Origin of the sequence: Pseudidiomarina donghaiensis, assembly GCF_900116895.1 — a bacterium.
GTDB lineage: Bacteria > Pseudomonadota > Gammaproteobacteria > Enterobacterales > Alteromonadaceae > Pseudidiomarina > Pseudidiomarina donghaiensis.
The window spans coordinates 291,705-311,822 of sequence record NZ_FPCF01000001.1; the positions used below are offsets into that span (position 1 = coordinate 291,705).

Sequence of the window (20,118 nt, forward strand, 5' to 3'; positions counted from 1 at the left end):
GACAGAAGTATGACTGACCATTTAAAAGACGACATCGACCCGCAAGAAACGCGCGAGTGGCTTGAAGCCCTCGAGGTGGTGTTGGAACAAGACGGCCCAGAACGCGGGCACTTCTTACTCGAATCGCTTATTGAAAAAGGCCGCCGTAGCGGTGCCTATTTGCCGTTTAACGCAACCACCGCGTACTTAAATACCATTCCGGCCAGCCAAGAGCCCGAAATGCCGGGCAACCGTACCATTGAGCACCGCATTCGCTCTGCTATTCGCTGGAACGCGTTAGCAATGGTGTTGCGCGCCTCGAAAAAAGACCTTGAGCTAGGCGGTCATATTTCCAGCTTTGCGTCTTCAGCAATGTTGTATGACGTAGGATTTAACCACTTCTTCCGTGCGCCAACTGAGCAAGACGGCGGTGACTTCCTGTTTATTCAGGGGCACGCGAGCCCAGGTATTTATGCTCGTGCATACCTCGAAGGCCGCATTAGCGATGAACAATTAGAGAACTTCCGTCAAGAAGTAGACGGTAAAGGCATTTCGTCGTACCCACACCCGCATTTAATGCCAGATTTTTGGCAGTTCCCAACGGTATCGATGGGCTTAGGCCCAATGCAGGCAATTTATCAGGCTCGCTATCTGAAATATTTAACCGACCGCGGCATTAAAGACTGCTCTAATCAGCGCGTTTATTGCTTCTTAGGTGACGGTGAGGTGGACGAGCCAGAAAGCTTAGGTGCTATTGGCTTAGCTACTCGCGAAGGTTTAGACAACCTTACCTTTATTGTGAACTGTAACTTACAGCGCCTTGACGGCCCTGTGCGCGGTAACGGTAAGATTATTCAAGAGCTTGAAGGTACGTTCCGTGGTGCGGGTTGGGAAGTGATCAAGGTTATTTGGGGTCGCTATTGGGACCCACTATTGTACCGTGACACCGAAGGTAAGCTGGCCGACATTATGCAAAGCAGCGTGGACGGCGAGTACCAGAACTACAAAGCCAAAGGCGGTGCGTATACTCGTGAGCATTTCTTCGGTAAAACGGAAGAAACCAAGGCCATGGTGGCGAACCTGACAGACGAAGATATCTGGCGCTTAAACCGTGGTGGCCACGACCCAATGAAAGTGTACGCGGCTTACCACAAAGCAGTGAACACTAAAGGTCGTCCGCAGGTTATTTTAGCGAAAACCGTGAAAGGTTACGGCATGGGTGCAGCGGGCGAAGGTAAAAACATTGCCCACCAAGTGAAGAAAATGGACATGGAAGCGATTAAACACTTCCGCGACCGTTTCAACATTCCAATTAAAGACAGCGAGCTTGAAGACATTCCGTTCTACAAGTTCCCTGATGACAGCGAAGAAATGAAGTACATGCGCGAGCGTCGTGAGTCGCTGGGTGGCTTCATGCCAGTGCGCCGTGCGAAAACTGACGTTGAACTTGAAATTCCTTCCTTGAAGGCGTTTGAAGCGGTAACTAAAGGTTCAGGCGAGCGTGAAATTTCAAGCACCATGGCGTTTGTGCGCGTACTAACCGCGCTGTTAAAAGACAAGAAAATTGGCAAACGCATTGTGCCAATTATTCCAGACGAAGCCCGTACTTTCGGTATGGAAGGCTTGTTCCGTCAGGTGGGAATTTATTCTAGCCAAGGCCAGAAATACGAACCGCAAGATGCTGACCAAGTGGCTTACTACCGCGAAGACAAGCAGGGCCAAGTACTGCAAGAAGGTATTAACGAGCTTGGCGCTATGGCGTCATGGGTGGCGGCAGCAACTAGCTACTCAACCAACAATGAGCCGATGATTCCGTTCTACATTTATTACTCTATGTTTGGTTTCCAACGTGTGGGTGACTTAGTGTGGGCCGCTGGTGACAGCCAAGCGCGTGGCTTCTTAGTGGGTGGTACGGCTGGCCGTACAACCTTGAACGGCGAAGGCCTGCAGCACCAAGACGGCAGCAGCCATATCTTGTTCAACACGGTGCCAAACTGTATTACTTATGACCCAACTTACGGTTACGAAGTAGCGGTGATTGTGCAAGACGGCTTACGCCGCATGTACGGTGAGCAAGAGAACGTGTTCTATTACTTAACCGTGATGAACGAAAACTATGCGCAGCCGGAAATGCCAGAAGGCGTTGAAGAAGGCATTATTAAGGGCTTGTACGAGTTCGAAAGCGTGAAAGCGAAAAGCGCCAAGGGCGAAGTTCAATTGCTTGGTTCGGGCACTATTTTGCAGCAAGTACGTGAAGCCGCGAAAATTTTGGCAAACGACTATGGTGTTACCGCCAAAGTTTACAGCGCAACGTCTTTCAATGAATTGGCACGCGACGGTTACGACGTAGAACGTTACAACATGCTGAACCCAGGCAAGAAGCAGAAAACTGCCTATGTCACTGAGGTGTTAAGCAAGGCCAAAGGCCCAACCATTGCAGCAACCGACTACATGAAGCAGTACGCTGATCAAATTCGTGCGTGGGTGCCAACGCCTTATCGCGTGTTAGGTACTGATGGTTTCGGTCGTTCAGACAGCCGCGAAAACTTGCGTCGTCACTTTGAAGTGAACCCGCAATATATTGTTGTTGCGGCGTTGACTGAGTTAGCCAAAGCGGGTGACATTGATGCCAAAGTGGTGGAAAAAGCCATTAAAGATTTCGGCATCGACACCAACAAAATCAACCCACAATACGCGTAAGCAACGGGAGCGGAGGCAAACATGGCAGATTTAGTAGAAGTAAAAGCCCCCGATGTGGGCGGTGATGAAGTTGAAGTCATCGAAATTTTGGTCAACAAAGGCGACAGCGTTGAAGCCGAAGACTCGCTGATCACGGTTGAGAGTGACAAAGCCTCAATGGATATTCCGGCACCTTTTGCGGGTGTTGTTGCCGAAATGAAAGTGAAAGTTGGCGACAAGATTAAAGAAGGCGATTTGTTGGCGATGTTTGAAGCGGCAGGTGATGACGTAGCCCGGCGTTCCACGCCGGGTGACAGCGAAGCTGGCGTTGATGATGAGACCGCGGAAAGTGGTGGTAAAGATGTGGCCTCTTCGCCTGAAGGCGAAGAAGAGAAAGTGGGGTCAGACCCAGCTGACGCTGGATCTGACCCCGATCGCGGTAGCGATGAGCGGAAAGGGGATGCAGACCCAGCCCGAGGGGCTGGATCTGCACCCAGCGTGATAGAGGTGACGGTACCTGACATTGGCGAAGATGGTGAGGTTGATGTTATTGAGGTACTGGTCAGCGAAGGTGACGAAGTTAACGCCGAAGACGGTTTGATTACGCTTGAAACCGATAAAGCCACGATGGATGTGCCGTGCCCGGAAGCGGGTGTGGTGAAGTCGGTTGAGGTTAAAGTTGGCGACAAGGTGAAGCAGGGCTCTTTGGTTATTATGCTTGAAACCGTAGCCCGGCGTTCTACGCCGGGTGGCAGCGACGCTGCCGTTAATGCTGACACTGATGAAAGTGGCGGGAAAGACGTGTCCTCTTCGCCTTCAGGCGAAGAGGTGAAGGGGGATGCAGACCCATCTAGCGATGGATCTGCACCCGCTGCAACCTCAGCATCTGAGCAACGTACCCCGCCGGTGCCGGACCATCCGTTGGATAAAAAGTCGAAAGCGGAGGGCTTGGCCTATGCTTCGCCTGCGGTGCGGCGCTTAGCACACGAGTTTGGGGTTGACCTAAACAGCGTGAAAGGCTCTGGCCGCAAAGAGCGTATTTTGAAAGAAGACGTGCAAGAGTACGTGAAATACGAGTTGTCGCGTCCGAAAGCAACTGCCTCAAGTGGTGTTAGCCAGGGGGCTGGCGGGTTGCAAGTCATTGCGCCACCGAAAGTGGATTTCAGCAAATTTGGCGACATTGAAGAAGTACCGTTAACGCGTATTCAGAAAATTTCTGGCCCGAACCTGCATCGCAATTGGGTCACCATTCCACACGTGACGCAGTTTGACGAAGCCGATATCACTGAGCTTGAAGCCTTCCGTAAGCAAGAAAACGAGCTGCAAGCGAAGAAAAAAGACGGTGTGAAAATTACTCCATTGGTATTCATCATGAAGGCGGTGGCCAAAGCCCTGCGCGAGTACCCAGTGTTTAACTCGTCGTTGGCGGAAGACGGCGAGCACCTAATCATGAAGAAATACGTGCATATTGGTATTGCGGTTGATACGCCAAATGGCTTGGTGGTTCCAGTTATTCGTGATGTCGACAAAAAAGGCATTTACCAGCTCTCTGATGAACTGCTAGAAATTAGTGCCAAAGCCCGTGACGGCAAACTGAAAGCGCAAGATATGCAAGGCGGATGTTTCTCAATCTCAAGCCTCGGCGGTATTGGTGGCACAGCGTTTACGCCAATTGTGAATGCGCCAGACGTCGCTATTTTGGGCGTGTCGAAAAGCGACATGAAACCAAAGTGGAATGGCAAAGAGTTTGAACCACGCTTAATGTTGCCACTAAGCTTAAGCTACGACCACCGTGTCATCGACGGTGCGGTTGCGGCCCGTTTTAGTGTGTATTTAAGCGCTGTTTTGTCGGATATCCGCAAATTAGTTCTATAAATTAAACAAATGACCGTGGAGCTGTTATAATCAGCCCCAACGTTTTTACCGAACTGTTTTCCCGAATTCTAACGAGGTTGATATGAGCAAAGAAGTGAAGGCCCAAGTTGTCGTTCTCGGTGGCGGCCCAGGTGGTTACTCTGCGGCATTTCGTGCTGCTGACTTAGGTTTAGAAACCGTATTGGTTGAGCGCTACAGCACCTTAGGTGGCGTGTGCTTGAACGTAGGCTGTATTCCTTCAAAAGCATTGCTACACATTGCGAAGCACATTGAAGATGCCAAGCACATGGGCGCTGAAGGCGTGGAATTCGGCGAGCCAAAAATCGACCTCGACAAAATTCGTAAGCACAAAGAAAAAGTAATCGGTCAATTGACCGGTGGCTTAGGTCAAATGTCGAAAATGCGCAAAGTTACCGTGGTAAACGGCGTTGGCGAATTTGCAAGCGACAAGCAACTGAAAGTAAAAGACGCAGACGGTAAAGAAACCGTAGTGAACTTTGAAAACGCGATTATCGCGGCTGGTTCACAGTCAATTAAACTGCCATTCGTTCCGCACGAAGACGAGCGTATTTGGGACTCAACCGACGCACTTGAACTGCCATTTGTACCCGGTCGCATGTTGATTTTGGGCGGCGGTATTATCGGTTTAGAAATGGGCTGTGTCTATAGCGCGTTAGGTTCGAAAGTAGACGTAGTTGAAATGACTGAACAGCTGATTCCACCAGCTGACAAAGACATTATTAAAACCTTCACCAAGTCAATTTCGAAGAAGTTCGACAACATTATGTTGAACACTAAAGCAGCGAAAGTTGAAGCGAAAAAAGACGGTATTCACGTGACTTTTGAGGGCGACAAAGCGCCTGAGAAACCAGTGAAGTACGACGCTGTTCTTGTGGCTGTTGGCCGTGCGCCAAACGGTAAGAAACTTGGCGCAGAAAACGCGGGTGTAAACGTGACTGACCGCGGCTTTATTGAAGTAGACAACCAAATGCGTACCAACGTGAAGAACATCTTCGCAATTGGTGACATTGTTGGCCAACCAATGCTGGCGCACAAAGCCGTGCACGAAGGCCACGTAGCGGCTGAAGTTATTGCCGGTAAGAAGCACTACTTCGACCCGAAAGTAATTCCTTCAATTGCCTACACTGATCCAGAAGTTGCATGGGCTGGCTTAACTGAAAAAGAAGCGAAAGAGCAAGGCGTTGAGTACGAAGCCGCAGTATTCCCTTGGGCTGCTTCTGGCCGTGCCATTGCGCAAGGCGCAACCGATGGCTTCACCAAGTTATTGTTTGACAAAAACAACCGCATTATTGGTGGCGCAATTGTTGGCTCAAACGCTGGTGAGCTATTAGGCGAAATCTGCTTAGCCATTGAAATGGGCTGTGACGCAGAAGATATCGCATTAACCATTCATGCGCACCCAACCTTGCATGAATCAGTTGGCTTAGCCGCCGAAGTGTTTGAAGGCTCAATTACTGACCTGCCAAACAAAAAAGCGAAAAAGTAGCCCGGCGTTCTACGCCGGGTAGCGCGCAGCGCTGTTAATGCCGGCCAGTACCGCGATGTTACCGCCGGGTAGCGCGCAGCGCTGTTAATGGCAAAAACCCCGTGACTCACCTCACGGGTTTTTTTATGCTCATTCAGTAGCATTTTGCGATAAAAAATCCCTCTCATGCGGCGCTTAGCATAGCATTTATGTTGTGAACTAATGGCGCATAGCTTATGTTAGAAGGGTACTGACAACAATCACTGACAATTCACGCATACAACAACGGAGGCAGTTATGGCCAACGAAGGGTATCATGAGCCGTACGAATTATTGTCTGACGAAACCCGCGACATGCACCGGGCAATTATTTCGTTAATGGAAGAACTTGAAGCAGTTGATTGGTATAACCAACGCATTGATGTCTGCAAAGACGAAGAATTAAAGAAAATTTTAATTCACAATCGCGATGAAGAAAAAGAACACGCAGCCATGACCCTAGAGTGGATACGGCGCCGTGACAAAGTTTTTGATGAAGAGCTTAAAGAGTACCTATTTACCGACGAAGTAATAGGTCATTAGTTTAAAACGGGGAACATATGAATAAGGTAAGTACAATTGCGCTGAGCGTTGCGCTCGCGTTAGGTGTGGCTGCGTGCTCACCACAACAGGCTGAACAACAAAACACCCAAGCTCAACAAGAGCAGCAACAGCTTACTTCGGGCTTACGCCTTGATGCCTTCAACACCGAAGTGCGCCCACAAGACGACTTGTTCCAATTTGTTAACGGCACATGGTATGACAACACTGAAATGCCAGCAGACAAGTCACGTATCGGTTCGTTTCTCGAGTTGCGTGAGCGCAATCAAGAGCGTTTACGCACGTTGATTGAAACAGCCGCCGCAGAGCAAGCAGAAGCGGGCACCAATTCGCAAAAAATCGGTGATTTCTTTAACAGCTTCATGGATGTTGAGAAACTTAACAGCTTAGGCTACACGCCAATTGCTGCAGACTTGCAAGCCATTGCGCAAGTTGAGACTCACGCTGACGTGGCAGCTCGTTTTGCAGAATTAGCGAAGTTAGGCGTAAGCGGACCATTTGGTTTCTACGTTTATGGCGACAAGAAAAACCCAGATTACAACGCTTTGTATTTTGGTCAGTCAGGGTTAAGCCTGCCAGATCGTGACTACTATCTGAAAGACGAAGAGAAGTTCATCGAAATTCGCGCGCAATATAAAGACTACATTAAAGATATTTTAGCGATGGTGGATTACGAGCAAGCGGAAGCCGCTGCAGACGCCATTTTAGAGTTAGAAACTAAAATTGCACAAGCGCATTGGAGCCGCGTACAAAGCCGTGATGCTGAAGCGACCTATAATCCGAAGTCGCCTGAAGAACTGAAACAGTTAATGGGTAGCTTTGATTTTGAAACCTACGCCAAAATTACCGGCATCGATGGCGCGGACGAATACGTTGTGTCGCAGTTGAGTTATTTCGAAACTTTTGGTGACATGTTTGACGACGTTAGCGTTGAAACATGGAAGCACTACATGACGCTGCGTACTGTAAACCGCTTCGCTTCTGTGCTTACTGAAGAAATTAATGATCGCAACTTTGCCTTCTACGGCAAGGTATTGCGCGGTACGCCAGAGCAAGAGCCGCGCTGGAAGCGTGGTGTAGACGCGACCGACCGCGCATTAGGCGAAGTGTTAGGTCAGTTGTATGTAGCTGAGTACTTCCCGCCAGCAGCGAAAGCGCGCATGGAAGAGCTGGTTGACAACTTGATTGTGGCTTACGGTGAGTCGATTAAAGATCTTGAGTGGATGTCTGAAGAGACCAAACAAAAAGCACTTGAGAAACTTGGCAAGTTTACGCCATACGTAGGTTACCCGAGTGAATGGCGTGATTATTCTGATTTAGTTGTTACTGACGATAACTTGGTAGAAAACATTAAGCGTTCTTATGCGTTTGATTACCAAGAAATGATTTCAGAAATCGGCCAGCCAGTAAAAGAAGAAGACTGGGGCATGACACCGCAAACCGTTAACGCCTATTACAGCCCAGTGCGTAACGAAATTGTGTTCCCAGCTGGCATTTTGCAACCGCCATTCTTTGATATGGAAGCAGAAGACGCTGTGAACTACGGTGGTATCGGTGCGGTTATCGGCCACGAATTAGGCCATGGTTTTGACGACCAAGGTTCTAAATACGACGGTGACGGAAACTTGAACAGCTGGTGGACAGACGGCGACCGCGAAGCCTTTGACGCGCGTGGTGCACAGTTGGCCGCACAGTACGACAGCTACGAAGTTATTCCAGACACGTTTATCAACGGTAAATTAACCCTAGGTGAAAACATTGGTGACTTGGCTGGTTTAACTATTGCGTACCGTGCATACGTGAATTCACTCAACGGCAAAGAGTCGCCAGTGATGGACGGCTACACCGGTGAACAACGGGTGTTCTTAGGCTGGGCACAAGTCTGGAAAAACAAGTCTCGCGACGAGTTTGTTCGCAACCAAGTGTTGAGTGATCCACATTCGCCTGCCGATTATCGCGTAAACGGTACCGTGGTGAACATTCCTGCGTTCTACGAAGCCTTTGACGTGAAGCCAGGTGACGAGCTGTATTTACCACCGGAACAGCGCGTGACTATTTGGTAAGCGTACTCGCGATATAGTGCTGGTACATAGTAGTTGCCAATAAGACAAACCCACTTCTGGTAATTTCACCAGTAGTGGGTTTATAATCTGAGCCATGAACACAGTCATAAAGCTACTGATCATTGTAAGCTTGCTGCTGACGCCTTTCTCGGGGTCGGCCGCTGACGTTATGCCAATGCCAGCTAGCCACGTGTCTGACAATATGAATGAAGCGCATGCTATGCACGCTACCCACACCGAGATGGCGAACCACGACTGCTGCGACACCGAGCAGCAGACCAACGTTAGTCAAGCTACGCACCAACAGTGTGACAATAGCTGTGGCGACTGTCAGCATCATTGTAGCTCGTCGGCCAGCGGCTTAATTGCCGTCACACAATTGCCGTTTCAGGCGCATCCACACACGAAATGGCCTACCAGCCATGGTGTGCCTCTGGCGCGTCACGAAAGCCAAATTCGTCCCCCTATGTCTGCCTAATTAAACACTTTATTTAGCGAGCCGCTAGGTTCGTTTGGTTTAATTTATTAGGTAGGTACAGTTATGAAATTCGCTCGTTTCATCATGCTCATTGTGAGCATTGCATTATTGGTTCCAGCAACACATTCACCGGCACACGCGCAAGAGTTTGAGCTCAAGCACGACCATGCAGAACAGCAACAAGCGGTTGAATACGTGTGCCCTATGCACAGTCATATTGTTAGTGATGAGCCGGGTACGTGCCCTATTTGTGGTATGGATCTTGAGCCACAGCAACGTGCTGAGCAAGTGAGTGTGGTAGTCAGTGACCAAATGCAGCAGAACCTTGGTATTCAAACCACCGCGGTAACCTACGACACGCTGTGGCGCTATTACCCAACCATAGGCACGGTGCAATGGAATACTAACGAGCAACACCACTTGCATTCACGTGCCGCGGGATGGGTAGAGAAACTATACGTACGTAGCGAAGGCGAAAGCGTGCAGCAAGGCGACAAAATTTATGAAATTTATAGTCGCGAATTGGTTGTTGCACAGCAGGACTTTTTACAAGCCCTAAATGGCAGTACGAATCCGCGTTTGCTGCGTGACGCGCGCCTTCGCCTTGAGCTACTTGGCTTTGCCCCTAGCTTAGTGAAACAGCTTGAGCAAACCCAAGAAATTTTCTACCGCGTTCCAGTGTTTGCAGCGCATTCCGGCGTTGTAACACAATTGAATATTGCCGAAGGCATGTATGTTGAGCCAGGTTTAGCCATGATGACGCTAATTGGTACCGATAGCTTTTGGCTAATTGCAGATGTACCTGAGCGTTATAGTGACTGGTTGCGCGTTGGTTCGCCCGCGGACATTACGCTACCGCAAGCTAACTTAAACGCTTATGAAACCGAAATTGAGTATATCTATCCAGAACTTGACGCCAAAACGCGCACCCAGCGTGTAAGAATTAAGCTGCCCAACAGCGAACTAAGCAATGGCTTGTTGGTGGGTATGCAGGCGGCAGTTGAACTGTATGGCGGACCCAAGCGCGAAGCCCTCGTGGTGCCGCTAAGCAGTCTAATTATTACTGGCAGCGACAACCGAATTATCGTGCGTAATAGCGAAGGTGGGTTTGAGCAGCGTGCCGTTCATGTAGGCTTGGTTGTTGGTGATAAAGCAGAAATTCTGCATGGTGTTGAAGCCGGCGAACAGGTCGTGGTTGCGGGGCAATTTCTACTCGACTCTGAAGCCACGCTGCAGAGCAATCGGCTAAACCGCCAGCAACAAGGCAAGCCGGAGGTGCAAGATGCTCACGCACATCATTAATGCCTCCATTCGCAATCGGATACTCGTTTTGCTGGCGGCGCTATTAGCCGCTTGGTTTGGCTGGCGCGCTATGATGAGCACGCCACTGGATGCTATTCCCGATTTGTCTGACGTGCAAGTGATTGTCAAAACGAGTTATCCGGGCCAAGCACCGCAACTAGTCGAAGAGCAAATAACCTGGCCATTGGCCAATACCATGTTGGCCGTGCCTGGTGCGACCGATGTACGCGGCTATTCGTTCTTTGGTGACTCTTACCTGTATATTTTGTTTGAAGACGGCACCGACATTTATTGGGCTCGCAGCCGAGTTTTGGAATACTTAAGCCAAGCACAATCGCGTTTACCAGAGGGTGTGACGCCAGAGCTAGGCCCTGACGCGAGTGGAGTAGGCTGGGTATTTCAGTATGTGCTTACCGACCGCTCAGGCCAGCACAACTTGGGTGAATTAACCAGCTTGCAAGACTGGTTCCTCAAGCAAGAGCTGCAAAGTGTGAGTGGCGTTGCCGAAGTTGCTACCGTGGGCGGCATGGTGCAGGCATACCAAGTGGTGGTGCAGCCTGAACGGCTTCTTAGTTACGGGCTAACCATTGAACAAGTACAACAAGCCATACAGTCGGCTAACCGCGAAGTGGGCGGGGGCATAGTTGAAATGGCGGAAGCCGAGTACATGGTTCGCGGAACCGGCTATCTTCAGTCGCTTGAAGACCTACGTAATTTGCCATTGAGCGTGACCGATTCAGCCCGCAGCCAAGCCGGCGCGACGATCACATTGAATGATGTCGCTACAGTGCGACGCGGCCCTGTGAGCCGTCGTGGTATTGCCGAGCTGAACGGTGAAGGCGAAGTGGTGGGTGGCATTATTGTCATGCGTCATGGCGAAAACGCTTTGGCGACTATTGAGCGGGTACGCGACAAACTCAAAGTGTTGCAGCAAGGTTTACCTGAAGGCGTTGAAATAACACCGGTGTATGACCGTTCTAACCTAATTAATAACGCCGTGAGCAACCTAACCAACAAGCTGCTTGAAGAAATGGCCTTTGTGGCTTTGGTGACGGTTTTGTTTTTGTTGCATGTGCGCTCGTCGCTGGTTGCCATCATTACCTTGCCGCTGGCCGTGCTGATTAGTTTCATTGTTATGCGCAGCATGGGCATTAACGCCAATATTATGAGTTTAGGCGGCATAGCTATTGCCATTGGCGCTTTGGTTGATGCGGCCATTGTCATGGTGGAAAACGCGCATAAGCATTTAGAACGTTACCGCCAGGAGCACGGCGCCGCGCCGGTGGGCGCCGTGCATTGGCAAGTTATTGCCAAGGCCGCGGCCGAAGTTGGGCCAGCTTTGTTTTTGTCGTTGCTTATTATCACCTTAAGCTTTTTACCTGTGTTTGCACTAGAACAGCAAGAAGGTCGCTTGTTTGCGCCGTTGGCGTATACCAAAACGTTCGCCATGGCGGCCTCAGCGTTGTTGGCCATTACCTTGGTGCCGGCACTCATGGGCTATTTTGTCCGCGGCAAAATTATTAGCGAAACTAAAAACCCGATAACGCGGTTGCTGGTTGCGTTTTATAAACCAAGTTTAGATCTGGTTATGCGCTGGCCAAAAACAACGCTTGTACTCGCTGTGGCTATCGCCGTTAGTGCGTACTATCCGCTGAAGAACATAGGTAGCGAGTTTATGCCAAGCATGCAAGAAGGCGACTTATTGTATATGCCGACCACCATGCCAGGGATTAGCCCCCAAGCCTCATCTGACCTATTGCAACGCACTGATCGGCTGATCAAGCAGGTGCCAGAAGTGCAGTCTGTGTTTGGTAAAAGTGGGCGCGCACAAACTGCGACAGACCCGGCACCGCTGACCATGCTAGAAACCACTATTCAGCTAAAACCACAAGCACAATGGCGCGCTGGTGTAACCATTGACGACATTATTGCCGAGCTAGACGCAACCGTACAGGTGCCGGGTATTACCAACGCTTGGGTACAACCTATAAAAACCCGTATCGATATGCTGTCAACTGGGCTAAAAACACCGCTAGGGCTAAAAATAGCGGGCCCTGACTTAGCCGAAATTCAGCGTATTGGTGCTGACTTGGAGCAAGCACTGCAGGCCGTAGACGGGGTGAGTTCGGTCTTTGCTGAGCGCCCAGCAGCGGGGCGCTACATTGAAATACGGCCACGACTAGAGGTGGCTGCTAGATATGGGTTAAGCCAAGCTGATATTCAACGCGTTATTCAGTTTGCTATTGGCGGTGCTGAAATTGCCGAAACCGTTGAAGGTACTGAGCGTTACCCTATTACCTTGCGTTATCCACGTGCCCAACGCGACCACATAGAGCAGCTGAAACAACTGCCAATTGTCAGTCGAGACGGCGCCTGGGTAACATTGGCGCAAGTGGCTGACGTAAGCGTGACTGATGGCCCAGCCATGATTCGAAGCGAAAACGCGCGACCCTCTGGTTGGGTATTTGTTGATGTTGCCAGCACAGTTTCTGTAGGTGACGTATTGGCTGCTGCGCAACCGGTGGTTGCCGACTACCAATTACCGCCGCGCTATAGCGTGAGTTGGTCAGGGCAGTATGAGTCGATGCAACGGGTACAGCAAAAAATGCTGGAAGTTGTGCCGGTGACCTTGGCCATTATTCTTATTCTGCTGTACTTCACCTTCCGCTCGTTTAAGCAGGCATTATTGATCATGGCGACCTTGCCGTTAGCATTAGCTGGCAGCCTTTGGTACATCTGGGCGCTTGGCTTCAATATGTCAATTGCCGTGGCGGTCGGAATGATTGCACTGGCTGGGGTGGCTGCTGAATTTGGTGTGGTGATGTTGTTATACCTGAACAATGCGTGGCGTGACGCAAGTGAGCGTTCACTAAGTTCATTACACGACGCCATTATGGAAGGTGCCGTACAGCGCGTGCGGCCGAAAGCCATGACGGTGGTCACCATTATTGCTGGCTTGTTGCCCATTATGCTAACCGCGGGCACCGGTAGCGAAGTGATGCAACGCATTGCCGCGCCCATGATTGGCGGCATGATTTTAGCGCCGCTGTTGAGCTTGTATGTTCTACCCGCGGTTTATTGGTTGTACTGGAAGCACAAGTTAAGCACTGCCAAAACGGTAGCTAATTAAAAATAATCCCAAATAAGTTGGGCGGCTGGGCCAGCAATGCGCTCAGCCGAACGCACCAAGTGAATTTCTAGGTGCACCTGGTTAATAAAGTCAGGTATTTCTATGAGTACCAAGTCACCGCGAGTTAGCTCGTCACCAATGATATCGGCTGGCACAATACCCCACCCCATGCCGGCCACTAATAACTCGCGTTGGGCTATAGAGTCGTTGGCGCGAATGCGCTGCTGACCCGGCATACGAATCATTTGATCAAGGTTAATGCCAATGTCTTGGTTTTGCGGCATTAACATGGGAATTTCCAACAAGTCGCGACGTTGCTTTGGCATGCCAAATTGGGCGACCAGTTTAGGTGCAATAACCACCAACAACTCAAACGGCCGTACTAACTTGGTTTCAAAGTCACCATGTTGGCGAAACACAGGCAACCAAGGGGTTAGTGCGATATCAGCATCACCTTCGCGTACGGCACGTAACGCGCGTAATTGACTCTCGCCGTTTAGTAGCAAATCGGTGGTTGGGTACCGTGTTTGCACGGTGCGCATAGCCCCAAATAAGCTACCCGGCGCACAGGTGTGGTCATAAGAAATACGTAACATAGGTTCAGCACCATCGCGCAGCTGCTGCGTTAGCGATTGTAGGCGTTGCTGTTGTCGTAGTACCTCGCGAGCTTGCCGCAAAAACTGTTCACCGTAGGCGGTGAGCTTCAACCGATAACCTTCGCGGTCAAATAATGGGAACCCAGCGTCATCTTCGAGCTTTTTTAATGCCATACTAACGGCCGCTTGGGTACGGTGCAGTTTATCGGCGGCGGCTTGCAAGGTGCCTGTTTCGCTGAGGGCATTGAGCATTTGCAGTTGCTGAATTTTTATCATGTTTAGCTTTGCTTAATATGTGGTAAATATTTATTAAGTATTATTTTATATTGATAGAGCTACAATACAATCGTTATTCGTTATTCGTTATTCGTGCGCTTCACTGTTGGTCTGTGCTGCGCACTGTTCGGTGGTATGGGGGAAATATGCGTATTACGGTTATGGTGTTGGTAATGGTCGTGTTGGCTGGGTGTTCGCCGCAGGCGGCACAGCAGGCGGAGCCCGCACTGGTGCAGCCGGTGAAACTGTATACCGTGCGTGACACCTCGGCTGAACGCATTCGAACATTTCCTGCGGTGGTGGAGGCCGCACAAGTTGCTCAATTAGCATTTCGTGTTGGCGGCGAGATTAGCGAGTTTCCTGCCAAGGCCGGTCATGAAGTGGCCCAAGGCGATGTGATTGCCAAATTAGACCCCACCGACTACCAGTTAGTGTTAGACCAAGCACAAGCGCGATTCGAATTAGCGCAGGCCCAATTTAGCCGCACTGAAAACTTGGTTGAGCAAGGCGTTATTTCGCCGCAGCAATTTGACGAAGTGAAGTCGAACTTAGACGTTGCGCGCGCCAACTTAGAGACGGCACGTGCAAATGTTCGCTACACCGAGCTACGAGCACCGTTTGCAGGTACCATCGCCCACGTATTTGTTGAGCGTTTCGAAACCGTGCAACCTCAACGCGCCATTGCCACCCTACAAATGAACAATGCCATTGATGTTAGTATTCAAGTACCGGAAGGCTTATTTGCACGGGTACAACGTCAGCTAGACTATCAACCGGATGTTATTTTCGCAGCCGCACCGAAGCAGCGATTTAAAGCCACATTAAAAGAGTGGGACAGTACTGCAGACCCCGCTACCAACACCTACAAAGTGGTGTTTACCTTGCCCACGCCAAGTGACTTGAATGTGCTGCCGGGAATGTCTGCGGTGGTTGCCGTGGACGCAAATGCCGTATCGCAGCGCGACTTGAACAACCTAGTTATTCCCTCATCTGCGTTATTTTCACCCCCGACTGAAGGGCCAGACCAAGGCCATTTTGTCTGGGTTTTCGATTCGCAAAGTGAAACTGTTCAGCGTCGCCGTGTTGAAGTACAGGCGCTAACCAATGACGGTGTGGAAATTACCAATGGCTTAAGCGCTGGCGAGCGCATAGTAGCGGCAGGAGTGCATGCGTTGCAGAATGGCCAGCAAGTTCGTGAATGGGTGAAGGAGCGAGGCCTGTAATGCTAAATATCGCGCGCTTTAGTATGAAGCGCACCACCACAAGCTGGATGGTGCTGATGATACTTCTTTTAGGAGGCTTGGTCGCGCTACAGCAAATTGGTCGCTTGGAAGATCCTGAATTTACCCTTAAGCAGGCCATGGTGATTACCCAGTACCCAGGCGCTACCGCACAGCAAGTTGAAGAAGAGGTGACTTATCGCCTTGAAAACGCCATTCAAGAGTTAAGCTACGTCGACCACATTACCTCGGTATCTAAGCCTGGCCTTAGTCAAATTATGATAGAAATGCACAGCACCTTGCGTAAACATCAAATGCCACAAGTGTGGGATGAACTTCGCCGCAAAGTGAACGATACTCGCGCGCAGCTGCCGCCCGGTAGCAGCGAGCCGATAGTCAAAGATGATTTTGCGGACGTGTATGGTATGACGTTTGCCATTAGTGGCGACGGTTACAGTTACCAAGACATTTCTGACTATACCGACTACTTGCGGCGCGAGCTGGTGCTGGTGAAAGGCGTTGGCAAAGTAATGGTGTCTGGCAAGCAAAACGAGCAAGTCATTGTTGAGGTTTCACGAGAAAAGCTTGCTAATTTTGGCATTGCGCCGCAACAAGTGGTGAATTTGCTGCAAACTCAAAATGCCGTTAGTGATGCAGGTCGTGTGCAGATTGGTAGTGAACGTATTCGGTTACATACAACGGGCGAATTTAAAAGCGTTGATGAGCTAGCAAACTTAATGATCAGCAACCCCGGTGCGCAAGAGCGTATTCTTTTGCGTGATGTCGCCACAGTGTCGCGTCAATACCAAGATATACCAAGCCATTTGGTGCGTTATAACGGCCAAGAGTCGCTATGGTTGGCCTTGTCATTTGCTGCTGGTGTGAACGTGGTTGACGTTGGTGAGCGTGTTATGCAGCGACTGGAAGAGCTGCGTTATGCGCAGCCTGTAGGCATGCACATTGATAAAATTTATGACCAACCAAGCGAAGTTGATCACTCGGTCAGCAATTTCCTCATTAACCTAGCTGAAGCGGTTATTATTGTAGTTGTGGCACTATTGCTAACCATGGGGCTACGCTCAGGCGTACTTATCGGTAGCGTGTTATTAGTGACCGTGTTGGGCAGTTTTATTTTCATGTATCTTATGGACATTCAGCTGCAGCGCGTATCGCTTGGTGCATTAATTATTGCGTTGGGCATGCTTGTTGATAACGCCATTGTTATTGCTGAAGGTATGCTCGTTGGTGTGCGACGCGGACTGTCGCGTATCCAGGCCGCCAGTGACGTGGTGCAGCAAAATGTATGGCCATTACTGGGCGCTACCGCTATTGCAGTGATTGCCTTTGCGCCCATTGGGCTGTCTCGAGACGCTAGCGGCGAATATGCCAATTCTTTGTTCTGGGTGTTGTTTATCTCGCTGCTGCTAAGCTGGTTTACGGCCATTACGCTGACACCGTTTTTGGGCAATATTCTCTTTCGCAAAGACGTGCGCGCACGCTCAGCTCGCGAGCAACCTGAAGACGATGATCATGTATATAACCACTGGGTATTTCGAGGCTACCGTAGGCTATTGCATGGGTTCTTGCGCTGGCGCAAAACCACACTAGCCGTCATGCTCGGCCTATTGGTCATTGCCGGCTACGGTTTTACCACCATCAAACAAAGCTTTTTCCCTCCAAGCACCACGCCGATGGCCTTTGTTGATTTATGGTACCCGCAGGGCACAGATATTCGCGCCACAGGGCAGCAAGTTCGCCAGCTTGAGCACTATTTATTGCTGCGTGAAGAGGAGCATGGCGTGGCTTATGTGGCAAGCACGATTGGGCAAGGTGCGCCGCGTTTTACGCTGACCTATATGGTGGAAAAGTCGTACGAAAGTTATGCGCAGATCATTCTTAGAGCAGACACGACAGAGCAGCTGCAGGCAGTACTGCAAGACTTTGAGCAATTTCTTAAAACGCAACAGCCTGACGTTGAATACAAAATGAAGCCCCTGGAAATGGGGCCTACCCAAGCAGCGAAAATTGAAGCACGCTTTAGTGGCCCAGACCCTGTTGTGTTGCGCAAATTGGCTGAACAGGCACGTAAGATAATGGCGGCCGACTCGGGCATTCATAATTTGCGCGACAACTGGCGTCAGCGTAGCAAAGTACTGCAGCCGGTTTTCAATGAAGCGACCGCGCGCCGGTTAGGCATTACTAAAGCCGACGTGGATGATGTATTAAAGCGTAATTTTACTGGGCAGACGGTGGGTGTTTATCGCGATGGCACCGACCTGCTACCCATTGTGGTGCGCGCCCCAGCTGATGAGCGTAGTGACTTAGAAAACTGGCGAGAGCTGCCGGTTTACAGCAGCGCTCTGCAACGACACGTGCCGCTAGGTCAAGTGGTCAGTGATATGCAACTGCTTGCCGAAGACAACTTGATCGTTCGACGCGACCGAAAGCGTACCCTGACAGTGATGGCCGATCACGATATTTTCGGTGAAGAAACGCCTGCTATGGTGCTGGCGCGCATACGGCCAGCCATTGAGGCTATTTCGTTACCTGCCGGCTATGAGTTAACCTGGGGCGGTGAGTTTGAAGCATCAAAGAAAGCCACCGGCGCCGTTTTCGAGGCCCTGCCATTGGCATTTTTGGTCATGTTTATTATTACCGTGTTGCTGTTTAGCTCCATTCGCCAAGCCGGTGTTTTGTGGACAACGGTGCCGCTGAGCATTATTGGCGTGACCCTAGGCTTGTGGGTTACCAATCAACCATTTGGCTTTATGGCATTGCTTGGCTTTTTGAGCTTATCGGGCATGCTGATTAAGAACGGCGTGGTGTTGTTGGAGCAAATTCGCGTCGAATTACGTGCTGGCAAGCAAGCCATTGATGCCTTGGTCGACGCTTCAGTAAGCCGCGTCCGCCCAGTTACAATGACCGCGGCCACCACCATTGTCGGTATGATTCCATTGTTATTCGACGCCTTCTTTGTCAGTATGGCCGTGGTGATTATGTTTGGTTTAGGCTTCGCAACCTTGTTAACTTTGGTTGTGGTTCCCGTTATGTACGCGTTGGTGATGCGAGTGAAATGAATCTGACGTTTTTAGGTGCCAGTGGTGGATTAGGCGGCAGTGTCACTGCTAATAATGGCAGTACCTGCGTGCAAGTGGCTGACGACATTCTTATTGATGTCGGCACCGGTATTACCGCGCTTAATTTGCCGCAGATGCAAAAAATTCGGCACGTATTTTTAACCCATAGCCACAGCGACCATATTTGCTGCTTACCCATGCTATTGGGTAACTTATTTAATGTGGCTAACACTGAACATCCGGTGACGGTATATGGCTCACACGACACCCTAGAGGCCATTCGCGAGCATGTATTTAACTGGGTTGTGTGGCCCGATATGCGCGAATTACCAAGCAAAGAAAAGCCGTTACTGCGGTTACAAGAAATAGAAGCAGGCGAAGTTTTTCAGTTCGGTGATATCACACTGGAGCCTTTCAAAACCTACCACACCGTGCCCACGCTTGGTTTCGCCGTTCGCCGCACCGGCCGCCAAACCGTATTTGTCGCCGACAGCGGCTATGCGCAAAGTGTGGTCGCCAACTTGAATGCGCTGGGGCCCATTGACGACATTATTCTTGAGTGCTCGTTCCCAAATGAGCTTGAAACCGTCGCAAATCAGTCGTGCCACCTGACTCCAGCCTTGTGCGAGAAACTACTCAGCGAGCTTGCCGTTCAGCCGCTCAATATCTGGATAAATCATCTCAAACCCGACGTAGAGCAGCAAATTATTCCGCAACTGCCAAGCGCGTGGAAGTTACTCTAAATTAAGCATAAACAACCTTAGCTGCTGCTCTTCGCGCATAATGTGCAAGATGTAAACACGCTGGTCCGCAACCTTATAGAATATACGGCAAGGGGGTACGATAAGCTCACGAATGGGAAGGTTGGGAAGTTCGGGTGCGTAACGACCTGACTCTGGAAATAAGGTTAGGGTATTTATGCGCCTTAAAACTGAGGTAACCAGTTTTGCAGCCGCTTTAGAATTGTCCAAAGCAATGTAATCGGCTAGGCCAACCAAGTCATTTTTGGCGTTAAGAGTCCATATTATTTCGGCCATTTACTCGGACCAACGGGCAATCTTGTTTTGTAGCTCATTTGTGACTTCGTCGTGGCTTTGTGTACGTTGTTCAAGAATATCTTGCTCGCCACGCGTAATCGCCTCGAGAAGTCGTAATCGCCGCTGGGTAAATTCGTAATCTTCCACGTCAACCAAGTAAGCCGACGGTTGCCCATGTTCAGTAATAAGCACGGGCTCCTTAGACTCATGAAGCTCGGCCAAAATTTTTGTCGCTTGACGTTTCAGGCTAGTGACTAATTCAACTTTCATGATGAGGGCATCACTCACTTTGATAACCAAAGTGATACTATAGTGCCACT

General features: G+C 50.1%; 14 protein-coding genes. 11 read left to right on the plus strand and 3 right to left on the minus strand.

The window, feature by feature from the left end; all coding sequences use genetic code 11:
- Positions 1-9 precede the first annotated feature (9 nt).
- The 8 genes from aceE to BM334_RS01465 all read left to right on the plus strand — a co-directional run bounded on the left by aceE (position 10) and on the right by BM334_RS01465 (position 13,592).
- Complete coding sequence (gene aceE / locus BM334_RS01430) at positions 10-2,679, plus strand: pyruvate dehydrogenase (acetyl-transferring), homodimeric type (RefSeq protein ID WP_092836894.1); 2,670 nt, start codon at positions 10-12, stop codon at positions 2,677-2,679.
- 21 nt (positions 2,680-2,700) lie between these two features.
- Positions 2,701-4,533, plus strand: a complete 1,833-nt coding sequence (gene aceF / locus BM334_RS01435) for a dihydrolipoyllysine-residue acetyltransferase (protein ID WP_092836897.1) — start codon at positions 2,701-2,703, stop codon at positions 4,531-4,533.
- An 82-nt stretch (positions 4,534-4,615) separates the two neighbouring features.
- Positions 4,616-6,040: a dihydrolipoyl dehydrogenase gene (lpdA, locus tag BM334_RS01440; RefSeq protein ID WP_092836900.1), complete on the plus strand. Its 1,425-nt coding sequence runs from the start codon at positions 4,616-4,618 to the stop codon at positions 6,038-6,040.
- Between the two features lie 276 nt (positions 6,041-6,316).
- Positions 6,317-6,601, plus strand: coding sequence for an encapsulin-associated ferritin-like protein (locus BM334_RS01445; protein WP_055439266.1), 285 nt, complete (start codon positions 6,317-6,319; stop codon positions 6,599-6,601).
- A 17-nt stretch (positions 6,602-6,618) separates the two neighbouring features.
- Positions 6,619-8,682: a M13 family metallopeptidase gene (locus BM334_RS01450; RefSeq protein ID WP_092836903.1), complete on the plus strand. Its 2,064-nt coding sequence runs from the start codon at positions 6,619-6,621 to the stop codon at positions 8,680-8,682.
- Between the two features lie 94 nt (positions 8,683-8,776).
- The gene (locus tag BM334_RS01455; RefSeq protein WP_092836906.1) at positions 8,777-9,160 is read left to right on the plus strand and encodes a hypothetical protein; all 384 of its coding nucleotides are present in this window, start codon (positions 8,777-8,779) and stop codon (positions 9,158-9,160) included.
- A gap of 63 nt (positions 9,161-9,223) precedes the next feature.
- A complete protein-coding gene (locus BM334_RS01460) occupies positions 9,224-10,462 on the plus strand; it encodes an efflux RND transporter periplasmic adaptor subunit (RefSeq protein ID WP_092836908.1) in 1,239 nt (412 codons plus the stop codon).
- A complete protein-coding gene (locus BM334_RS01465) occupies positions 10,443-13,592 on the plus strand; it encodes an efflux RND transporter permease subunit (protein ID WP_092836911.1) in 3,150 nt (1,049 codons plus the stop codon). The genes BM334_RS01460 and BM334_RS01465 overlap by 20 nt, the downstream gene beginning before the upstream one ends.
- Here the strand turns inward: BM334_RS01465 and BM334_RS01470 are convergent.
- A complete protein-coding gene (locus BM334_RS01470; protein ID WP_241970881.1) occupies positions 13,589-14,464 on the minus strand; it encodes a LysR family transcriptional regulator in 876 nt (291 codons plus the stop codon). The genes BM334_RS01465 and BM334_RS01470 overlap by 4 nt on opposite strands.
- Positions 14,465-14,610: 146 nt before the next feature.
- Between BM334_RS01470 and BM334_RS01475 the strand changes: the two genes are divergently transcribed.
- Genes BM334_RS01475 through BM334_RS01485 form a run of 3 tightly spaced genes read left to right on the plus strand, consistent with a single transcriptional unit; the run spans position 14,611 to position 19,504 of the window.
- The gene (locus BM334_RS01475; RefSeq protein ID WP_092836914.1) at positions 14,611-15,687 is read left to right on the plus strand and encodes an efflux RND transporter periplasmic adaptor subunit; all 1,077 of its coding nucleotides are present in this window, start codon (positions 14,611-14,613) and stop codon (positions 15,685-15,687) included.
- Complete coding sequence (locus BM334_RS01480) at positions 15,687-18,761, plus strand: efflux RND transporter permease subunit (protein ID WP_092836917.1); 3,075 nt, start codon at positions 15,687-15,689, stop codon at positions 18,759-18,761. The genes BM334_RS01475 and BM334_RS01480 overlap by 1 nt, the downstream gene beginning before the upstream one ends.
- Positions 18,758-19,504, plus strand: coding sequence for a 3',5'-cyclic-nucleotide phosphodiesterase (locus BM334_RS01485; RefSeq protein WP_092836920.1), 747 nt, complete (start codon positions 18,758-18,760; stop codon positions 19,502-19,504). The genes BM334_RS01480 and BM334_RS01485 overlap by 4 nt, the downstream gene beginning before the upstream one ends.
- On the opposite strand, the gene BM334_RS01490 is transcribed toward BM334_RS01485, so the two are convergent.
- Positions 19,496-19,798: a type II toxin-antitoxin system RelE/ParE family toxin gene (locus BM334_RS01490; protein WP_092836923.1), complete on the minus strand. Its 303-nt coding sequence runs from the start codon at positions 19,796-19,798 to the stop codon at positions 19,496-19,498. The genes BM334_RS01485 and BM334_RS01490 overlap by 9 nt on opposite strands.
- Positions 19,799-20,068 carry a type II toxin-antitoxin system Phd/YefM family antitoxin gene (locus BM334_RS01495; RefSeq protein WP_092836926.1) on the minus strand — a complete coding sequence of 90 codons (270 nt, stop codon included), beginning with the start codon at positions 20,066-20,068 and terminating at the stop codon, positions 19,799-19,801.
- Between the last annotated feature and the right edge of the window lie 50 nt (positions 20,069-20,118).

Coding starts and splice junctions, on each gene's coding strand:
- aceE (WP_092836894.1), top strand. CDS start 10: ATGACTGACCATTTAAAAGACGACATCGACCCGCAAGAAACGCGCGAG.
- aceF (WP_092836897.1), top strand. CDS start 2,701: ATGGCAGATTTAGTAGAAGTAAAAGCCCCCGATGTGGGCGGTGATGAA.
- lpdA (WP_092836900.1), top strand. CDS start 4,616: ATGAGCAAAGAAGTGAAGGCCCAAGTTGTCGTTCTCGGTGGCGGCCCA.
- BM334_RS01445 (WP_055439266.1), top strand. CDS start 6,317: ATGGCCAACGAAGGGTATCATGAGCCGTACGAATTATTGTCTGACGAA.
- BM334_RS01450 (WP_092836903.1), top strand. CDS start 6,619: ATGAATAAGGTAAGTACAATTGCGCTGAGCGTTGCGCTCGCGTTAGGT.
- BM334_RS01455 (WP_092836906.1), top strand. CDS start 8,777: ATGAACACAGTCATAAAGCTACTGATCATTGTAAGCTTGCTGCTGACG.
- BM334_RS01460 (WP_092836908.1), top strand. CDS start 9,224: ATGAAATTCGCTCGTTTCATCATGCTCATTGTGAGCATTGCATTATTG.
- BM334_RS01465 (WP_092836911.1), top strand. CDS start 10,443: ATGCTCACGCACATCATTAATGCCTCCATTCGCAATCGGATACTCGTT.
- BM334_RS01470 (WP_241970881.1), bottom strand. CDS start 14,464: ATGATAAAAATTCAGCAACTGCAAATGCTCAATGCCCTCAGCGAAACA.
- BM334_RS01475 (WP_092836914.1), top strand. CDS start 14,611: ATGCGTATTACGGTTATGGTGTTGGTAATGGTCGTGTTGGCTGGGTGT.
- BM334_RS01480 (WP_092836917.1), top strand. CDS start 15,687: ATGCTAAATATCGCGCGCTTTAGTATGAAGCGCACCACCACAAGCTGG.
- BM334_RS01485 (WP_092836920.1), top strand. CDS start 18,758: ATGAATCTGACGTTTTTAGGTGCCAGTGGTGGATTAGGCGGCAGTGTC.
- BM334_RS01490 (WP_092836923.1), bottom strand. CDS start 19,798: ATGGCCGAAATAATATGGACTCTTAACGCCAAAAATGACTTGGTTGGC.
- BM334_RS01495 (WP_092836926.1), bottom strand. CDS start 20,068: ATGAAAGTTGAATTAGTCACTAGCCTGAAACGTCAAGCGACAAAAATT.